Source organism: Sphingopyxis microcysteis (assembly GCF_012274265.1).
In the GTDB taxonomy this organism is placed as follows: Bacteria; Pseudomonadota; Alphaproteobacteria; order Sphingomonadales; family Sphingomonadaceae; genus Sphingopyxis; species Sphingopyxis microcysteis.
The window spans coordinates 340,282-357,671 of record NZ_JAANYY010000002.1 but is presented as its reverse complement, the minus strand read 5'-3'; the positions used below and the strand labels follow the sequence as shown (position 1 = coordinate 357,671).

General features: G+C 65.4%; 18 protein-coding genes. 11 read left to right on the top strand and 7 right to left on the bottom strand.

Annotated elements, in window-relative coordinates:
- Positions 1–58: 58 nt before the first annotated feature.
- Positions 59–1,183 carry a DUF47 family protein gene (locus G9408_RS01605; protein ID WP_171005249.1) on the bottom strand — a complete coding sequence of 375 codons (1,125 nt, stop codon included), beginning with the start codon at positions 1,181–1,183 and terminating at the stop codon, positions 59–61.
- Positions 1,184–1,371: 188 nt separating this feature from the next.
- On the opposite strand from G9408_RS01605, the gene G9408_RS01600 reads away from it, so the two are divergent.
- Entirely contained in the window at positions 1,372–2,910 is a 1,539-nt protein-coding gene (locus G9408_RS01600) for a flavin-containing monooxygenase (RefSeq protein WP_235957517.1), read from the top strand.
- Between the two features lie 34 nt (positions 2,911–2,944).
- Here G9408_RS01600 and G9408_RS01595 read toward each other — a convergent pair whose 3' ends face one another.
- On the bottom strand, positions 2,945–3,778 hold the full coding sequence (locus tag G9408_RS01595) for a DUF4163 domain-containing protein (protein ID WP_168452414.1): 834 nt from the start codon (positions 3,776–3,778) through the stop codon (positions 2,945–2,947).
- 55 nt (positions 3,779–3,833) lie between these two features.
- Between G9408_RS01595 and G9408_RS01590 the strand changes: the two genes are divergently transcribed.
- From G9408_RS01590 to argC, 3 genes are all read left to right on the top strand, one after another.
- Entirely contained in the window at positions 3,834–5,237 is a 1,404-nt protein-coding gene (locus G9408_RS01590) for a leucyl aminopeptidase family protein (RefSeq protein WP_168452413.1), read from the top strand.
- A gap of 130 nt (positions 5,238–5,367) precedes the next feature.
- Entirely contained in the window at positions 5,368–6,267 is a 900-nt protein-coding gene (locus tag G9408_RS01585) for a C40 family peptidase (RefSeq protein ID WP_168452412.1), read from the top strand.
- Between the two features lie 3 nt (positions 6,268–6,270).
- Positions 6,271–7,197 (top strand): N-acetyl-gamma-glutamyl-phosphate reductase, encoded by a 927-nt coding sequence (argC, locus tag G9408_RS01580; RefSeq protein ID WP_168452411.1) that lies wholly within the window; start codon positions 6,271–6,273, stop codon positions 7,195–7,197.
- Positions 7,198–7,326: 129 nt separating this feature from the next.
- Here argC and G9408_RS01575 read toward each other — a convergent pair whose 3' ends face one another.
- Complete coding sequence (locus G9408_RS01575) at positions 7,327–7,542, bottom strand: hypothetical protein (RefSeq protein ID WP_120215739.1); 216 nt, start codon at positions 7,540–7,542, stop codon at positions 7,327–7,329.
- 183 nt (positions 7,543–7,725) lie between these two features.
- Between G9408_RS01575 and G9408_RS01570 the strand changes: the two genes are divergently transcribed.
- A complete protein-coding gene (locus G9408_RS01570; protein WP_168452410.1) occupies positions 7,726–9,069 on the top strand; it encodes a PQQ-dependent sugar dehydrogenase in 1,344 nt (447 codons plus the stop codon).
- A gap of 88 nt (positions 9,070–9,157) precedes the next feature.
- Here the strand turns inward: G9408_RS01570 and dnaN are convergent, their stop codons facing one another.
- A complete protein-coding gene (dnaN, locus tag G9408_RS01565; RefSeq protein ID WP_137870257.1) occupies positions 9,158–10,273 on the bottom strand; it encodes a DNA polymerase III subunit beta in 1,116 nt (371 codons plus the stop codon).
- Between the two features lie 172 nt (positions 10,274–10,445).
- Between dnaN and G9408_RS01560 the strand changes: the two genes are divergently transcribed.
- The gene (locus G9408_RS01560; protein WP_168452409.1) at positions 10,446–10,943 is read left to right on the top strand and encodes a hypothetical protein; all 498 of its coding nucleotides are present in this window, start codon (positions 10,446–10,448) and stop codon (positions 10,941–10,943) included.
- A gap of 21 nt (positions 10,944–10,964) precedes the next feature.
- On the opposite strand, the gene G9408_RS01555 is transcribed toward G9408_RS01560, so the two are convergent.
- Positions 10,965–11,846 (bottom strand): LysR family transcriptional regulator, encoded by an 882-nt coding sequence (locus G9408_RS01555; RefSeq protein ID WP_168452408.1) that lies wholly within the window; start codon positions 11,844–11,846, stop codon positions 10,965–10,967.
- A gap of 151 nt (positions 11,847–11,997) precedes the next feature.
- Between G9408_RS01555 and G9408_RS01550 the strand changes: the two genes are divergently transcribed.
- The gene (locus G9408_RS01550; RefSeq protein WP_168452407.1) at positions 11,998–12,330 is read left to right on the top strand and encodes a UrcA family protein; all 333 of its coding nucleotides are present in this window, start codon (positions 11,998–12,000) and stop codon (positions 12,328–12,330) included.
- A 74-nt stretch (positions 12,331–12,404) separates the two neighbouring features.
- On the opposite strand, the gene G9408_RS01545 is transcribed toward G9408_RS01550, so the two are convergent.
- Entirely contained in the window at positions 12,405–12,908 is a 504-nt protein-coding gene (locus G9408_RS01545) for a hypothetical protein (RefSeq protein WP_168452406.1), read from the bottom strand.
- 122 nt (positions 12,909–13,030) lie between these two features.
- Here G9408_RS01545 and rlmN point away from each other — a divergent pair, with 122 nt between their 5' ends.
- The 3 genes from rlmN to G9408_RS01530 all read left to right on the top strand — a co-directional run bounded on the left by rlmN (position 13,031) and on the right by G9408_RS01530 (position 15,707).
- On the top strand, positions 13,031–14,275 hold the full coding sequence (rlmN, locus tag G9408_RS01540) for a 23S rRNA (adenine(2503)-C(2))-methyltransferase RlmN (RefSeq protein ID WP_210423158.1): 1,245 nt from the start codon (positions 13,031–13,033) through the stop codon (positions 14,273–14,275).
- Positions 14,276–14,502: 227 nt separating this feature from the next.
- Positions 14,503–14,961 carry an outer membrane protein gene (locus tag G9408_RS01535; RefSeq protein WP_168452405.1) on the top strand — a complete coding sequence of 153 codons (459 nt, stop codon included), beginning with the start codon at positions 14,503–14,505 and terminating at the stop codon, positions 14,959–14,961.
- A gap of 422 nt (positions 14,962–15,383) precedes the next feature.
- On the top strand, positions 15,384–15,707 hold the full coding sequence (locus G9408_RS01530) for a YnfA family protein (protein WP_168452404.1): 324 nt from the start codon (positions 15,384–15,386) through the stop codon (positions 15,705–15,707).
- Positions 15,708–15,832: 125 nt separating this feature from the next.
- Here G9408_RS01530 and G9408_RS01525 read toward each other — a convergent pair whose 3' ends face one another.
- Positions 15,833–16,552, bottom strand: a complete 720-nt coding sequence (locus G9408_RS01525; protein WP_168452403.1) for an arylesterase — start codon at positions 16,550–16,552, stop codon at positions 15,833–15,835.
- A 51-nt stretch (positions 16,553–16,603) separates the two neighbouring features.
- Between G9408_RS01525 and G9408_RS01520 the strand changes: the two genes are divergently transcribed.
- Positions 16,604–17,275, top strand: coding sequence for an ABC transporter ATP-binding protein (locus tag G9408_RS01520; RefSeq protein ID WP_168452402.1), 672 nt, complete (start codon positions 16,604–16,606; stop codon positions 17,273–17,275).
- Positions 17,276–17,390 lie beyond the last annotated feature (115 nt).

Genomic DNA, 17,390 nt, shown 5'->3' with positions numbered 1-17,390 from the left:
GCATCTCGACTTCGCTCGATGCGAACGGACTGGTGGGAGCACATTTGCAATTGTCCGCTTATGCGTGGTCGATGACCAGGCCGTCGATCTCGTTCGCGACATCCTCGAAGCTGTCGGTGACGCGCTCCAGATGACGATAGAGTTCGCGCCCGATCAGGAAGCGGGCGCTGTTCGATTGCCCATGTTCCTTGAACAGGCGCTTGAGCCCCGCGGCGTGGATTTCGTCGGCATGGCCTTCCATGCGGACCAGTCGCTCGGTCAGCTCGTGCAGGCGCGTGGCGTTGGCGGAGATATTGCGGAGCAGCGGCAGCGCCTCGGCGGTCAGCCGCGCCGCGTCGACGATGATGCCGCCGATATCGCGCATTTCGGGTTCGAATTCGGTGACATCGTACAGATCGACAGCGCCCGCGGTCTTTTGCATCTCGTCGATCGCATCGTCCATCGATGCGATCAGGTCGGTGATCGCGCTGCGGTCGAACGGGGTCAGGAAAGTACGGCGCACCGTCTGCAACACCTCGCGCGTAATCGCGTCGGCGTCGTGTTCGCGCTCGATGATTTCCTGGACATGGTCGGCCATCCCCTCGCCGCCCTGCAACATGCGCGACAGCGCGTTGGCGCCGGCGACCAGCGTCGCGGCATGGCTTTCGAACAATTCAAAGAAATTTCCCTGTCGCGGCAGCAATCGCTGAAACCATGCGAACATTCGGCTTACCCCTGCTTTTTCGGCTACATCCAGGACAACACTGCGCGGCGCGGCGACGGCGCGAAAACCGCCATCGCCGAACGAGCGGATCAACGCCTGCAAATCGGGTTCCTCGACCGCCGAAGCGGCATCGCGGAACGAGAACCATTTGCGTTCGCGTTCGTCCATTTCCTTCCACTCGGCGAGCTCGTTGGTAACGGCCAGCGGAAAGACTTCGACATTGTACATGATCGCAGCGCCGTTCGCGCGGCGCTTGCGATATTCATAACTGCCGATCGGGGTCGGGCAGACGGAACCGGTTACGCCCGCTTCCTCCTCCGCCTCGATCGCCGCCGCGGCATGGCGCGTCATTCCGGTCAACGGGTTGCCCTTTGGCACCACCCAGCGCTTGGTCTCGCGCGACGTGATCAACAGGATTTCGGTCGGGCCATCGTGCGCCGCGCCGCTGAAGCGATAGGGAAGGACAGCGATCTGACGCACGGGCTCTATCCTTTCCTGCAAGGTCGGGCGCGGCGGCCCAAGGTGACAAAATCGTTACGCCCCTATGACAATATTGTGACAGCGACAAGCGGGCTTCACCGCCTCGCTGCTTTCCGTAAACGTCAATTCGATTGCAAAATGCAACGCGGTGCGTAATCTGCCTTCAAACATAGTCGGGAGACAGGATGATGGCAGGCACGGCGACGATGGAACGCCCCGCGAACGCGAACGCTGCACCGGTCGATCAGGATGTGCTGATCGTCGGCGCGGGCATCTCGGGCATCGGCATGGCGGTGCATTTGCAGATGCATTGCCCCGATCGCAGCTTTGCCCTGGTCGAGCGTCGCGCCAATCTGGGCGGCACCTGGGACCTGTTCCGCTATCCCGGCATCCGGTCGGACAGCGACATGCATACGCTGGGGTTCGTGTTTGAACCCTGGAAGCATGAAAAATCGATCGCCGACGGTCCGTCGATCCTGGAATATCTGAACCGCATCGTCGACGAACGCCATATCCGCGAGCGCATCCGTTTCGACCGCAAGGTCGTCGGGGCCGATTGGGACAGCACGGCCGCGCGCTGGACGGTGACGCTGGAGGACGCCGCGGGCGGGACATCGACCACCACCGCGCGCTGGCTGTACCTCGGCGCGGGCTATTACGACTATGACGAACCGTTCGACGCCAATTTCACCGGGCGCGAGGATTTCCAGGGGCAGATCATCCATCCGCAGTTCTGGCCCGAAAATCTGGACTATGCGGGCAAGAAGGTGGTGGTGATCGGATCGGGCGCGACCGCGGTCACGATCGTCCCGTCGATGGCCGACAAGGCCGCGCATGTGACGATGCTGCAACGCACCCCGACCTGGTATTTCATTCGCCCGGCAAAGGACGGGCTTGCAAATTTCCTGCGTAAATTCCTGCCCGAGGAGCTGGCGTACAAGATCACCCGCTTCAAGAATGTCCGCCTGCAGGACATCGCCTTTCGGCGTGCGCGAGAAAAGCCCGAAAAGGTCAAGGAATTCCTGACCAACAAGCTGAAGGCGAGCCTCGGCGACCGCTATGATGCCAAGGCGTTTACCCCGCCCTATAACCCGTGGGATCAACGGCTGTGCCTCGTCCCCGATGCCGATTTCTTTGAGGCGATGAAGGCCGACAAGGCGTCGGTCGTCACCGACCACATCGAACGCTTTGACGCGACGGGCATCCAGCTGAAATCGGGCAAGCATCTGGACGCCGACATCATCGTCACCGCGACGGGGCTGAAGCTGGCCGTCGCGGGCAAGATTCCGGTGCGCGTCGACGGTGAAACCGTCAACTGGCACGATCATTTCTATTACAAGGCGTGCATGTTTTCGAACGTGCCGAACTTCTCGGCGGTGTTCGGCTATCTCAACGCCAGCTGGACGCTGCGCGCCGACATCGTGTCGGAATATGTCTGCCGCGTGCTCAACCATATGCAGGCCACCGGGACGACGGTCGCAACCCCCGCGCTCGCCGATCCGGCGAGCCTGGAGGAAGAGAATGTCTTCGACTTCTCGTCGGGCTATATCCAGCGTTCGCTGCACATCATGCCCAAGAGCACGGTGGCGCTGCCCTGGCGGCTCAGCCAAAATTATGTGCAGGACCGGATCGACATGCGCAGCGGAGCGATCGACGACGGCGTGCTGACCTTTGCCAACGCGCGCGAAGCGGCAGCCGCTGCGAACGAACTCGAAGCCGCCGAATAGCGTTTGGCGATGCAGCGCGGGGCGTGCGGCCGCCTCAGTTGATGGGGAGCAGGTCGCGCTTGAACTCGTCCTTCGCCGCCGCGACCACCGCGCCGGTCATTGGCACGTTGACCCGGTAACTGCCCTCGGCAAAGGGACCGATTTCATAGGGGGCGATCGCGATCGTCATGCGGTCGAGATAACGTCCGTCGGACGATCCGATCCACACCGTCTGCGCCGATGCCGGGGGGCAGCCCGCGAACGGGCTGTCGGGCGCCTCTTCGCGGACGATGCCCTTCGCTGCCTTGGCGCGTTTGATCGCTGCGCAGAAAGGCTCGCGGATCGCGGCATCGAACGCCTCGCCGCTGGTGAACAGGTCGAGCGGTTGCAGCCGCTTGGCGCGATTGCGATCCCACAGCAACGTCGCAAAGCTGGTCATGCCATGGGCGCCGCCGGTATAGGTCTGGATTTCCGCCGACAGGCTCAGGAAGCGCGGTGTGTTCGACACACGTTGCCATGTTTGCAAATGGCTATGCTTGCGATAGGGAAAGCCGGCTTTCTCCGCCGCGGCCTTGTCGCGCCCCGCCGCCGCGATCAGCGCATCGCGCCTCGTCGCGCGGTCATTGTCCAGCCACAAGGCGAGACCCGGAATCGTCGCGGCCTCGCGCGGATAGGCATAAGCAAACTCGATCAGGTCATTGCTTTCCCTCACGTTCGACGCTGCCGCGTTTTTCGCCTCCACGTCAGCGACCCCGTCAGGCGGCGCGCCGGGAACCGCAGCCGCGGCCGCCTGCTCGGCGGGCGTCGGCGGATCCTCGGCACAGGCGGCAAGCAGCGCCGCACCGGTCAGGAGCAGCAGGGCGGAACGGGGCCGAATTTCTGTCGTCATGACAGCATAACGCCGGGAATCGACAAAATATCCCCAGCGGCCTAGCACCGTCGGCATGACCGACTATTCCGACCTGATCCAGCCCGACAAGGGGCAGGACGCGCGCACGATCCATCTTGTCGACAAAAAGCGCTATGACGAATGGCTCAAGAGCCGCAGCGCCCGCGAACGCGCGCACCTTGCCGCAGTCGGCTTCAAGCCCGACCCCTATGTCCACGCGATCCTGCCGGGTGACGACCCCGACAATTGGGCGGTCGTCACCACCGTCGCCAAGGTCGACAGCCTGTCGGCGTGGTGCCTTGCCAAACTGGGCCAGATCCTGCCCGCCGGGCGCTATCGGCTCGAAGATCAGCAACCCGGCAAGGCGCTGTTCGGGTGGATGAGCGCGCAATATCGTTTCGACACCTATCGCACGAAGGTCGAGAGCAAGGGGCCGCGCGTGCTGCTGACCAGCGATGTCGGCGCGATCGCACCGATGGTGGCCGAAATGCGGGCGGTCGCGCTGGTTCGCGACATGGTGAACACCCCCGCCGCCGATATGGGGCCCGCCGCGATCGAAAAGGCCGCCGAACGGATCGCCAAGGCGCATGGCGGCAAGCTGACCGTCACCAAGGGCGAGGCGCTGGAACAGGGCTATCCGATGATCCACGCGGTCGGACGCGCGGCCGCCAAGCACCATGCTCCGCGGCTGATCGAGATCGAATGGGGCAAGGACGGCGACCCGCGCATCGCGTTGGTCGGCAAGGGGATCAGTTTCGACAGCGGCGGGCTCGACATCAAACCGGCGTCGGGCATGCGGCTGATGAAAAAGGACATGGGCGGCGCCGCACATGTGCTGGCGCTCGCCGAGCTGGTGATGGCGAGCGGGCTGCCCGTGCGGCTGCACTGTCTGGTCGCCGCGGCAGAAAATGCGATCTCCGCCGACGCCTTCCGTCCCGGTGACGTGCTGAAGAGCCGTCTTGGCCTGACGGTCGAGATCGGCAACACCGATGCCGAGGGCCGATTGGTGCTGGGCGACGCGCTGGCGAAGGCGGGCGAGGACAAGCCCGAGCTGATCATCGATTTCGCGACGCTGACCGGGGCCGCGCGCGTCGCGCTCGGCCCGGACCTCCCGCCGCTGTTCGCCAATGATGACGCGCTGGCCGAGGCGATGCTGGCCGCCGGTACCGACCGCGACGACCCGTTGTGGCGGATGCCGCTATGGGACGGCTATGCCGAGCTCCTCGAAACCGACGTCGCCGACCTTGGCAATGCCGGCAGCTCGGCCTTTGCGGGAACGATCACCGCGGCGCTGTTCCTCAAACGCTTTGTTCCCGAAGGCGCGCTATGGGCGCATCTCGACACCTTTGCCTGGCGCCCGTCGGCCAAGCCCGGACGACCCAAGGGCGGCGCCGCGCTGGGGCTGCGCGCCGCATGGGCCATGCTGCAGGCGCGATACGACCGGCGCGGCAGGGGTTGAACATTCTTGATATGCGGACCCCGGCTGGTCTAATGGCGCGCGACTGTCCGCGCCCGGCGGACGTCGGATGACAACAGGACGGCAAGTGACAGGTCAAAGCGGCGACAATTCAGCGGCAAATCGCGTCCGCATGGGGCGCCCCGGCGCCGTGGGCGCAGGTCGCGATCGCTTTGGCCTGACCGGCACATCGCAGGCCTATGACCCGCGCATCGTCGCGATCCGCCCCGACCTCGCCGACATCGCGGTCGCGGGCCAGCATTTCGCCCCGCATTATGCCGCGCCGATGATGCGCAGCGGCGTGCTGCCCGCCGCGGTGCTGCGCGGATCGCCGTCGCTGGGTGCCGACCAGACGAGCGAGCTGCTGTTCGGCGAAGGTTTTGCGCTGCTCGACCTCACCGGCGGCTGGGCGTGGGGATATTGCCTTGCCGACCATTATGTCGGCTATCTGTCGGCCGACGCGCTTGCCGCGCCGATCGCGCCGACGCACCGCGTCGAGATGATCGAGGCGATCCTGCACAGCGCTCCCGATGCTGCGAGCGGCGGCCCCGCCGTCCTGCCGCGCGGCGCGCTGGTGATGGGCGAGATCGAGGGCGAATGGCTGGCGACCGCGCACGGTTATTTGCCGCTGGCCGCGCTGGTCGAGGTTGGCGCCGAAGACCGCGACCCCGCCGGACGCGCCGAGGAACTGATCGGCACGCCCTATCTGTGGGGCGGCCGCACGTCGAAGGGCATCGACTGTTCGGGCCTCGTCCAGCTGAGCTGGGCTGCCGCGGGAGTCCAGTTGCCGCGCGACAGCGACCTGCAGCTCGCATCGCTCGGCGCGGACAAGGATGTCGACCCGGCGGCGCTCGCGCGCGGCGACCTCGTCTTTTTCCCCGGCCATGTCGGCATCATGGCCGACGAGCGCAACATCATCCATGCCAGCCGACGATGGATGGCGGTGAAAGCGGAACCGCTGGCCGACGTCATCGCGCGATCGGCTGCCAAGGATCATGATCCGCCGGTGAGCGGATATAAACGACTGCGATAAGATATGACAAAGACGGTTTTCATCGACGGCGCGGCGGGAACGACGGGCCTCGAAATCGCTGAGCGGCTTGGCGGACGGAGCGAATTTTCGTTGCTGACGCTGGACGAGGCGCGCCGCAAGGATGCCGATGCTCGGCGCGAAGCGTTGAACGACGCCGATTTCGTCATCCTCTGCCTTCCCGACGATGCGGCGCGCGAAGCCGTGGCGATGATCGCCAATGATCGCACCCGCGTCATCGACGCGTCGACCGCGCACCGGGTCGCGCCCGGCTGGGTCTATGGCTTTCCCGAGGTCAGCGGACATGACGCGGTCGCCGACGCCGCGCGCGTGTCGAACCCCGGCTGTTATTCGACCGGTTTCATTGCGCTCGTCGCACCGCTCGTGCGCGCGGGCCTGCTCCCTGCCGACTGGCCCTATATCTGCCACGCGGTCAGCGGCTATTCGGGCGGCGGCAAGGCGCTGATCGAACGCTTCGAAGCGGACAGCGACATCGCTTGGCGCGGATATGCGCTGACGCTCGGCCACAAGCATGTGCCCGAGATGCAGGCGCAGTGCGGACTCGCGATCGGCCCGCTCTTTTCGCCCGCAGTGATCCCCGCGCATCGCGGGATGGTGGTCGAGGTTCCGCTGCCGCTCGGCGTGATGCCCGGTGCCGCGTCGCCCGACGCCTTGCGCACGGCGCTCGCCGAATTTTACGGAGCGAGCCCGGTGGTCGTCATGGGTGAAGCGCCGACCGACGGCGAGATGCTGCTCCGCGCCTCCGACGCGGGCGACGACCGGATCGCGCTGTTCGTGTTCGGCAACGCCGACGCCACTCAGGCGCGCCTCGTCGCGCGGCTCGACAATCTGGGCAAGGGCGCGAGCGGCGCCTGTGTCCAGAATCTCAACATCATGGCGGGGCTGCCGGAGACGGCGGGCCTGCGGATTTAACCCAACGCGTCATCCCGGCGAAGGCCGGGATCTCACCCGTGCGTGACGGTGCAAGGGCGGGATCCCGGCCTTCGCCGGGATGACGGTACTGGTCAAAGATGGTGCTGGTTAACTCAGACGATCACGCGCTCAATGCACCGTGTCGAGAACATCCTCGGCTGCCAGATAGGTGATCAGCCGTTCGATCTGCCGCCAGCGCGCGAAATGGACGTGATTGCCCAGCACGCGATATTGCTCGGCACGCGCGGCGGCGGCGAAGCCGGCCTCTTCGCCGTGCATGCGGATCAGCGCATGGGCGTCCTCGACCGCGGCGCGATCGGACAGAAATGGTGCAGGCAGATGCATGGAGTCCCCGTCCGTTGCCTTGGAGCGCCCCTCCTAAACCGCGCCCCTCACCGCGCCGTTCCCAACCATGATGAAGATTCGGGTAAGGTTAATCGCGATCGCTCCGCTGTTAACCGCGTTCGTCGCCGCGCCGCCGATGTTTCAACCCTTTGCCGCCGCGCATCAGCCGTGTAGATAAGCGCGATGCGCAAGATCCTGAAATATGTCGCCCTCGCCCTGCTGCTGCTGATCATCGTCGGCGGCGTGACGCTGTACATCATGTCGCGGCCCGACGTGGCGCGCTTCTCGACCGCCGAACTCAGCGGCCGGGTGCCGGTGATGGCGTCGCAAAAGACCGAGACATTCCCGACGATCAACGTCCCCGAAGCGACGAGCTGGCCCGCAGGGCAGGCGCCGCGCGCCGCGCAGGGGCTGGCGGTCGCCCGTTTTGCCGAAGGGCTCGACCATCCGCGCACGATGCTCGTGCTGCCCAATGGCGACGTGCTCGTCGCGGAATCGCAGAGCCCGCCGCGCGACACGTCGGGGATCGAAGGCAAGATCATGAACCGCCTGATGACCAAGGGCGGCACCAGCCGCCGTCCGTCGGCGAACCGCATCACCCTGCTCCGCGATGCCGACGGCGACGGCAAGGCCGAGGTCCGGACTGCCTATCTGACCGGGCTCAACTCGCCCTATGGCATGGCGCTGGTTGGGACGACGCTCTACGTCGCCAACACCGACGCGCTGCTCGCCTTCCCTTATGTTGCGGGGGAAACGAAGATGAGCGGGAAGCCCACGAAGATCGTCGACCTGCCCGCCAAGGGCACCAATCGTCACTGGACAAAGAGCCTTGTCGCCGCCCCCAACGGTTGGCTCTATGTCGGCGTCGGCGCTGACAGCAATATCGGCGAGGCGGGCATGAACCGCGAATTCCGCCGCGCCAGCGTGCTCGAAGTCCGGCCCGAACAGAAATATGTCCGCACCTTTGCCGGGGGCATCCGAAATCCCGTCGGGCTCGGTTTCTATCCGGGCAGCGAGCGGCTGTGGGCGGTCGTCAACGAACGCGATATGCTCGGCAGCGACCTCGTCCCCGACTATCTGACCGACGTCACCGAAGGCGATTTCTATGGCTGGCCCTGGTATTATTGGGGCGGGTTCGTCGACCCGCGCGTCGAACCCGAGGCCGAGGATCGCCGCCAATATGTGAAGCGCCCCGAATATGGGCTCGGCGCGCACACCGCGCCGCTGGGCATGACCTTTACCGAAGGACTCGACCTCGGCGAGCGCTGGGCCAATGGCGCGCTGATCGCGCTGCACGGGTCATGGAACCGCGAGCCGGTCGCGGGTTACAGCGTCGTGTTCGTGAAATTCGGCGCCAACGGCAAGCCCGTCGATGCGCTGCCCGTTACCCTGCTCGACCAGTTTCTCGGCCAAGATGGCAAAACCACCCGCGGTCGTCCGGCCGACGTCAAGGTCGCGAAGGACGGCAGCGCGCTGGTCGCCGACGACACCGGCGGGGTGATCTGGCGGGTCGCGAAGGCGGGGTAGGCGACCGTCGTCCCCGCGAAGGCGGGGGCCGCTGGAAGCCTCGTGCTACATCGATAACGGCCCCCGCCTTCGCGGGGGCGACGCCAGATTACACCCGCATCGGCATCAGCACATAAAGCGCCGGGCTCTTCTCGCTCTCGCGGATCAGCGTCGGGGCGTTCGCATCGGCGAGGTGCAGTTCGACGCTGTCGCCATCGACCTGGCCCAGGATGTCGCTGAGGTAACGGGCGTTGAAGCCGATCTCCATCATGTCGCTGTCATAGGCGGCGGCGACCTCTTCAGCCGCGGTGCCGTTTTCGGGGCTGGTCACCGACAGCGTGATGCGATCCTTGTCGAGTCCGACCTTGACCGCGCGCGTCTTTTCGCTGGCGATCGTCGAGACGCGGTCGACGCCCTGATAGAGACTCTTCGGATCGACCTTGAGCAACTTGTCGTTCGCAGTCGGAATGACGCGGCTGTAATCGGGGAAGGTCCCGTCGATCAGCTTCGAGGTCAGGATCGCATTGCCAAGCTGGAAGCGCACCTTCGACGCCGACAGGCTGATTTCGACATTGCCTTCGGCTTCGTCGAGCAGCTTGCGGATTTCGGTGACGCATTTGCGCGGTACGATGACGTCGGGCATCGACGCCGCGCCATCGGGGCGCGTGACGGTGTAGCGCGCAAGGCGATGGCCGTCGGTCGCCGCGGCCTTCAGCACCGGACCGGACGCATCCTCGGCGACGTGCAGGAAGATGCCGTTCAGATAGTAGCGCGTTTCCTCGGTCGAAATCGCAAAGCGCGTCTTGTCGATGATCTGGATCAGCTCGGCGACCGGCAGCTCGAAATTGGTCGGCAGGTCGCCCTCGGCGATCACCGGGAAATCGTCGCGCGGCAGCGTCGGCAGGTTGAAGTTCGACCGGCCCGCCTTGACCTGCATCTTGCCCTCGGCGGCGGCCAGGCTGACCTCGGCACCCTCGGGCAGCTTGCGCGCGATTTCGAATAAAGTATGCGCCGACACGGTGGTCGTGCCCGCGGTTTCGACCTTGGCCGCGATCGTTTCGACAACCTGCAGGTCGAGGTCGGTCGCCATCAGTTTCAGCTGGCCGGTGCTGTCGGCTTCGATCAGGACGTTCGACAGGATGGGAATGGTATTGCGCCGTTCGACCACCGACTGGACGTGGCCAAGGCTCTTCAACAACACCGCGCGTTCGATCGTCGCTTTCATTCTAATCCGCCATCCCTGTGTTCCGCGGGAAAAGTCCCTGAGGGACAAGGCGTCGGCGGCGATTCGCTGCCCCGATTCCCGGCCCCTGAAAATGCCCACCTTCCTTAACGCACGCATCAGCACGTGCAAGCCATGCTTGCAAAGCATCCCCAATCGCGCGAACGAAGGCGCGATGCGGCTCCGGCTTTTCCTTATCGCGACATTGGCGGCGCTACCGGCGACGACGCTTGCCGCCACCCCGACCGCGCTCGGCATTTTTGACGGCTGGGGCGCCTTCCGCGACCCCGCCACGCCGCGCTGCTACGCGCTGGCCGCACCCTCGGCAACGATCGGGACGCCGACGGTCAAGGGCTATGCCAGCGTCGGATACTGGCCGAAATCGCGGATCCGCGGGCAATTTTATATCCGCCTGTCAAAGGCGCGCGCGCCGGGGCGCGACCTGCGCCTGACGATCGGTAGCCGCCGCTTCATCCTGACCGGCAACGGCGCGCATGGCTGGGCCAGCGACGCGCGGATGGACGCCGCGATCATCGCCGCGATGCGATCGGCCCCCAGCATGAGCGTCACGAGCAGCACGGCGACCGGCGGTGCGATCGCCGATACCTATCGGCTGCGCGGCGCGGCGACGGCGATCGACGCCGCGGCATTGGGGTGCGCCAAGATCCGTTGATCGCGAGACGGGTGGCGATGCCTAGGCGCGCGCCAGTTTGGTCAGCTCGACCGCGAGAAAATCGAGCACCAGCCGCACCCGGGGTACGTGGCGGAGCCGCTCATGGGTGAGCAACCATAGCCCCGTCGTGTCTTCCTGCTTGGGCGGGATGCAGCGGATCAGATCGGGTTCCCGGTCGGCAATGAAGGCGGGCAGGACGGTGAGCCCCATGCCCGATCGCACCCCGGCGAGCAGGCCGGTGGCGCTGTCATATTTCATCACCACCGCCTCCTCGAGCCCATATTGCCGGAGCCACGCCAGATAGGGTTCCCACACCCCGCCGCCGCCGCCGATGAACGGATGCGCCGCCAATTGCTCACGACTGTGCGGGATGCCGTGGCGGTCGGCATAATCGCGGCTGCAATAGACCGTCCACGGATTGTCGGCGATGCGGCGCCCGACCAGTCCCGCGCCGGTCGGCTGCTTGCTGCTGCGGATCGCGATGTCGGCGGCGCCGCTCGCCAGATCGCGCGTTTCGTCGGAGGTGTCGAGTTGGATATGGATGCCGGGATGTGCGGCGCGCAAATCGCGCAGGATCGGTGGCAGGATGGTGACCGCAAAAATCTCCATCGTCGTCAGGCTGACGGTGCCGCCGACTTCGCGCGACGACGCGCTGGCCGCTTCGCCGAACCGGTCCGCCGCGTCGCGCACCGCCGCCGCGCTGCCCAGCATCGCCTCGCCCACCGGGGTCAGCGCGTAACCCGCCTGCCGCCGTTCGAACAGGTTGAGCCCGGTCGCGGCCTCCAGCGCCGCGATCCGCCGCGCGACCGTCGTCTGGCTCACGCGCAGCGCCTGCGCCGCGGACAGGGTGCTGCCCGTTTCGGCCACCGCCAGAAAGGCTTTGAGGTCGTTCCAATCATACATGGCGTCTTGTGCGTCATAAGCGCCGTCGCGGCATTCTGCAATTTTGCAGAATGATCGCGCAACATCGTTGCTCCTGCCGCCCCGCCCGATCGCTTATCTCTCCGATACCGGCTTCCTCCCCTCCTCTTCAGCCGGCCGAAGGAGATACAAGATGCAAAAGCTTCTGATCCTCGCCGCGCTGGCTGCCACGTCGGCGGTCCAGCCTGCCCTCGCCCAACCGGCGCCGCTCGCGAACCCGAGCGTCACGGTCCAGCATAGCGACCTTGACCTCAGCACCGAGGCCGGGGCCAAGAGCCTCGATCGCCGCATCTGGCGCGCCGTCGTCGAAGTGTGCGGCACCGCGCCCGACTATGACCTTCAAGGCAAGAATGACGTCCGCCAGTGCCGCGCCGACACGCGGCAGTTTGCCTCGGCACAGGCCGAACAGGTGATCGCCGACGCGACCCGCCCGCAGATGATCCGGGTCTCGTCGATCCGGAAATAAGGCGTCACAGCGGCGTGATTGCATATCGGGCGTTGCGCCGCCGTCCCTTTAGCGGCGGCGGTGCGACGCCCGCGCTATTTCATCAACCCCTGCCCCGGCACCCAGCGCAAGTCGCAACCGCTCGTCTGTCCCAACAGAACGCGGCTCCACACCGTCTTGTCGGCGTCGGTGCCCTTGATCCGCGGCTGGGCCAGCGGTCGCCGGTCGATGTACAGGCCGCTGATGAACGCGGTAAGCTGTTTGCCCTCGATCAGCCGCGACGCCTTCGAATAGATGGCATAGATTTGCGGCGTGTGGCCGCGGCGGACGACCGTCTGCGTCCTGGTCGACGCAACCGCCACGTCGCCCGCGCCGGGAGCGGGCAGCCCGTTGTAATCGACAAAAATCCACTGCCCCGCGGGGCCGGAGATCAGCAGTTCGACCCCGCTCGCCCCCGCGCCATTGACCTCGGCCTTTTCGCCGGGTTCCAGCACGATCGTCGAATGGCGGGTGCAGATTTTCTGTCCCGTCTCCGCCGACGCGGTCGGACAGAGTGCGATCGCGAATGGCAGGGCGGCAAGGGAAAGCGCGCGGCGCATGGCATAACCTTTTCAATGTCTGCCGATATTCTAGGGAGAGCGGCGTGTCGTCGGCACCCGCAATCATGTACCGGTTCAGCAGATTGCACATTGGCCCCTTCCCCCCTATATGGCCGCGCATCATGCAGATTCCCGGCCATATCGACCCCGTCACGACGGGCACCGTCCCCTTGCGCGGGGGCAACCGCATCGACCTGGTCGGGCTGAGCCGCGACGCGATCGGCGGCGTGCTGATCGAAGCGGGGCTGGACGCAAAGGCCGCCAAGCTGCGCGCCAAGCAGATCTGGCACTGGATGTACCACCGCGGGGTCACCGATTTCGAGGCGATGACCGACATCGCCAAGGCGATGCGCCCTTGGCTGACCGACCGGTTCATCATCGGCCGTCCGACGGTGCGCGAGGCGCAGGTGTCGAGCGACGGCACGCGCAAATGGCTGCTCGCCGCTGCCGACGGGCAGGAATATGAAATGGTCTTCATCCCCGACGCCGATCGGGGAACCCTGTGCGTGTCGAGCCAGGTCGGCTGTACGCTAAATTGCCGTTTCTGCCACACCGGCACGATGCGCCTCGTCCGCAACCTCGCCGCGGGCGAGATCGTTGGGCAGGTGATGCTGGCGCGCGACGAGCTTGGCGAATGGCCCAAGGGCACGATGGCGGGCTTCGGCCCCGACCCCGAGGATGAAGACGACGAAGAGGGCGGCCACTACACCGCCGACGGCCGCATCCTGACCAACATCGTGATGATGGGCATGGGCGAGCCGCTGTATAATTTCGACGAGGTCAAGGGCGCGCTGAAGATCGTCATGGACGGCGACGGGCTGGCGCTGTCGCGCCGCCGCATCACCCTGTCGACCAGCGGCGTGGTGCCGATGATGGCACGCGCGGGCGAAGAGATTGGCGTCAATCTGGCGGTATCCTTGCACGCGGTGTCAAAGGAAATCCGCGACGAGATCGTGCCGCTCAACCGCAAATATGGCATCGACGAATTGCTGAAAGCCTGCGCCGACTATCCCGGCGCGGGCAATTCGCGGCGCATTACCTTTGAATATGTGATGCTGAAGGACAAGAATGACAGCGACGACGATGCGCGCGAGCTTGTTCGGCTGATCCGCGAATATGGCCTGCATGCCAAGGTCAACCTGATCCCGTTCAACCCCTGGCCCGGAGCGATCTATGAATGTTCATCGCCCGAGCGGGTCAAGGCGTTCAGCAACCTGATTTTCAAGGCCGGGATTTCGGCCCCGATCCGCACCCCGCGCGGGCGCGATATCATGGCGGCGTGCGGCCAGCTGAAAAGCGCCGCAACCAAGCCGACGCGCGCCGAACTCGACCGGATTGCGGAAGAGAAACAGGCGGCGTTGGGCTGATCGCCCTTCGCGGCGCCAAGCGAACATCACGAAAATCCGAGCTTTTCCGCCATGTTTTTGGCCGCGCTTTTGCACGTCCATTCTATACCGTGTGGTAAAAATAACACAGGTAAGAAAATTGTCACATTCTGAACGATCCGTTCATTGAAGCGACAGCTGCGAACGCCATTTAGGCGGTGGACCGCGACCCAAAGGGCGTGGCCATGTAAAAGCAGAAGGAAAACAAAATGAAGAAATTCGCAGTTGCAGCCGCTCTCCTGACGGCCATCGTTGCAACCCCCACCATGGCAGCCGAAGGCGGCGAAGGCCGCGTCGAACTGCGCGGTGGCCTGATCACCGGCAACGGCATCGACGAAGGCACCATCGGCCTCGCCGCCGGTTATGACTTCGACCTTGGCTCGGCCGCGTTTGTCGGCGCCGAAGTTGCGGGCGACAAGGTGTTGATCGACGGTGCGGACGTCCAGTTCTCGGCCGGCGGCCGCGTCGGCGCCAAGGTTGGCGCGAACGGTAAGGCCTATGTCACCGGTGGTTACACCTTCAGCGACATCGACGATCCCTATGTCGGCGCCGGTTACCAGCACAAGCTGGGCCAGAACCTGTATGCCAAGGCCGAATATCGCCACCAGTTCATCGACAATTTCGGTGACTTCGACACCTTCGTCGCAGGCGTCGGCTTCGCTTTCTGATCCTTCGGACAGCGATGAAACAGGAAGGGGCGGCCTGCGGGTCGCCCCTTTTTTTTGGGGGGAGCGCGATTGGGGCGCGACCGGAAGCAGACCTTCATTATATCGTCATCCCGGCGAAGGCCGGGATCTCGCCGGTGCGGTAAACCGATAGGGTGAGATCGTGTTTCAGAGTCACGTGCCTCTGAACACCCTTCGCCGGGATGACGATGGTGTGGCAATAACCGAAGTAAGACGTCGCCCCCGCGAAGGCGGGGGCCGCTGTCGGTTTGCGCAGCGACGCGGGAAAAGGCCGACGGCGGCCCCCGCCTTCGCGGGGGCGACGGTTTGGGTATATCCGCTCACAGCCCCAAAGCCGACAACCGCGCGCGCCCTCCCCAAACAATCCCCTTCCCTTTCCACAGGCAACCCGGCACGATCGACCGATGACCGCCTTTGCCTATATCGCCGCCGCGCTCGCCGAAATCGCCGGCTGCTTCGCCTTCTGGGCATGGCTCAGGCTCGACAAGCCAATTTGGTGGCTGGTTCCCGGAATGGTGTCGCTGGCGCTATTCGCTTATCTGCTGACTTTGGTCGATGCCGAGCATGCGGGGCGCACGTACGCCGCCTATGGCGGGGTTTACATTGTCGCGGCGCTGCTATGGCTATGGGCGGTCGAGGGCGCCAAGCCCGACCGATGGGACCTGATCGGCGCCGCGGTGTGCCTGGGCGGCGCGGCGATCATCCTGTTCGGGCCGCGGGGCGGTTGAGCCCTTGTTCCTCCCTGCGGCGAAGCCATGGGGAGGTGGCAGCGCGGAGCGCTGACGGAGGGGCTTTGGCGCTACCGTCGCGGCCCCTCCACCATCCCCATGGCTTCGCCACAGGGAGGATAGGCCTACCCCGCATCCGGCAGCGCCTGCTCGACCAGCGGCGCTAGCGCTTCCGCCACCACCGTCACCCCTTTCGCATTGGGGTGCAGATTGTCGCCCAGCATCAGCGTTTTGTCGGTGACGACATTGTCGAGGATGAAAGGATAGAAGCTGGCATCATATTTGGCGGCAAGTTCCGAATAGATCGGATTGAATTTTTTCGCATAATCGCTGCCCAGATTGGGCGCCGCCATCATCCCCGTCAGCAGCACCGGAATCTCGCGCTTTTTGAGCTCGGCGAGCATCGCGTCGAGGTTGGCGCGCGTCTGGTCGGGGCCGATGCCGCGCAGCATGTCGTTGCCGCCCAGGCCCAGCAGCACCAGCGCCGGTTTCACCTTCGCATTGTCAAGGACATAGGTCAGCCGCTGGCGTCCCGCCGCGGTCGTGTCGCCCGACACCCCGGCGTTTTGTACCCGCGCGACAACGCTGTCTGCGGCCAGCGCCGCCTGCAATTGCGGCGCCAAGCCCTCCTTCGGCCCAAGCTGGTAGCCCGCGTAAAGGCTGTCGCCGAACGCGATCACGAGCGGAGCGTCGGCAGGGATTGCCGCCGTTGCCTGGGCCGCAACCTTGTCGTTGGTCGAAGCCGCCGGGGTTTCCGCCGATCCGCACGCGGCAAGCGGTTGGCAAAGCGCCAGCGCGCAACCATATATGGCGTAAGAGCGCCATCCGGCCGTTCGTTTTTCCAAAGGGTTCTCTCCTTGCCCGACACTCGACCCCCGCAGGCCGTGGCGCCTGATATGGCGATCGCCGCCCATAATGTGACGCTGACCCTTGGCACCGACAAGTCCCCGGTGGAAATTTTGCGCGGCGTCGATCTGGAAGTACCGGCAGGGGCGTCGGTCGCGCTGCTCGGGCCGTCTGGTTCGGGCAAAAGCTCGCTGATGGCGGTGCTCGCGGGGCTGGAGCGCGCCAATGGCGGCAGCATCCGCGTTGCCGGGCTCGATTTTGCCACGATGGACGAAGACGAGCTGGCGCGCGCGCGGCGCGGGCGGATCGGCATCGTGCTCCAGGCGTTCCACCTGCTGCCGACGATGACGGCGCTGGAAAATGTCGCGGTGCCGCTCGAACTGGCGGGGATCACCGACCCGTTCGGGCGCGCCGCCGCCGAACTCGAGGCCGTCGGGCTTGGCCACCGCCTGACCCATTATCCGGCGCAGCTGTCGGGCGGCGAGCAGCAGCGCGTCGCGATCGCGCGCGCGATGGCGAGCGAACCCGCAATCATCTTTGCCGATGAGCCCACCGGCAACCTCGACACCGCGACGGGCCATGCGATCATCGACTTGATCTTCGCGCGCCGCGAGGCGCTCGGTGCCACCCTGCTCATCATCACCCATGACCCCGAACTCGCCGAGCATTGCGACCGTGTTGTCGTGATGCACGATGGGCGGATCGAGGAACGGGCGGCGTGAAGTCGAGGCTCACCAAATCCTCCCTGTGGCGTAGCCATGGGGAGGTGGCAGCGGCGGAGCCGCTGACGGAGGGGCTTTGCCGCAATCGTCGCGGCCCCTCCACCATCTGCTTCGC

Excerpts from the sequence above, each read along its gene's own strand:
- G9408_RS01600 (WP_235957517.1), top strand. The coding sequence starts at position 1,372 with ATGGCAGGCACGGCGACGATGGAACGCCCCGCGAACGCGAACGCTGCA.
- G9408_RS01595 (WP_168452414.1), bottom strand. The coding sequence starts at position 3,778 with ATGACGACAGAAATTCGGCCCCGTTCCGCCCTGCTGCTCCTGACCGGT.
- G9408_RS01590 (WP_168452413.1), top strand. The coding sequence starts at position 3,834 with ATGACCGACTATTCCGACCTGATCCAGCCCGACAAGGGGCAGGACGCG.
- G9408_RS01585 (WP_168452412.1), top strand. The coding sequence starts at position 5,368 with ATGGGGCGCCCCGGCGCCGTGGGCGCAGGTCGCGATCGCTTTGGCCTG.
- argC (WP_168452411.1), top strand. The coding sequence starts at position 6,271 with ATGACAAAGACGGTTTTCATCGACGGCGCGGCGGGAACGACGGGCCTC.
- G9408_RS01575 (WP_120215739.1), bottom strand. The coding sequence starts at position 7,542 with ATGCATCTGCCTGCACCATTTCTGTCCGATCGCGCCGCGGTCGAGGAC.
- G9408_RS01570 (WP_168452410.1), top strand. The coding sequence starts at position 7,726 with ATGCGCAAGATCCTGAAATATGTCGCCCTCGCCCTGCTGCTGCTGATC.
- dnaN (WP_137870257.1), bottom strand. The coding sequence starts at position 10,273 with ATGAAAGCGACGATCGAACGCGCGGTGTTGTTGAAGAGCCTTGGCCAC.
- G9408_RS01560 (WP_168452409.1), top strand. The coding sequence starts at position 10,446 with ATGCGGCTCCGGCTTTTCCTTATCGCGACATTGGCGGCGCTACCGGCG.
- G9408_RS01555 (WP_168452408.1), bottom strand. The coding sequence starts at position 11,846 with ATGTATGATTGGAACGACCTCAAAGCCTTTCTGGCGGTGGCCGAAACG.
- G9408_RS01550 (WP_168452407.1), top strand. The coding sequence starts at position 11,998 with ATGCAAAAGCTTCTGATCCTCGCCGCGCTGGCTGCCACGTCGGCGGTC.
- G9408_RS01545 (WP_168452406.1), bottom strand. The coding sequence starts at position 12,908 with ATGCGCCGCGCGCTTTCCCTTGCCGCCCTGCCATTCGCGATCGCACTC.
- rlmN (WP_210423158.1), top strand. The coding sequence starts at position 13,031 with ATGCAGATTCCCGGCCATATCGACCCCGTCACGACGGGCACCGTCCCC.
- G9408_RS01535 (WP_168452405.1), top strand. The coding sequence starts at position 14,503 with ATGAAGAAATTCGCAGTTGCAGCCGCTCTCCTGACGGCCATCGTTGCA.
- G9408_RS01530 (WP_168452404.1), top strand. The coding sequence starts at position 15,384 with ATGACCGCCTTTGCCTATATCGCCGCCGCGCTCGCCGAAATCGCCGGC.
- G9408_RS01520 (WP_168452402.1), top strand. The coding sequence starts at position 16,604 with ATGGCGATCGCCGCCCATAATGTGACGCTGACCCTTGGCACCGACAAG.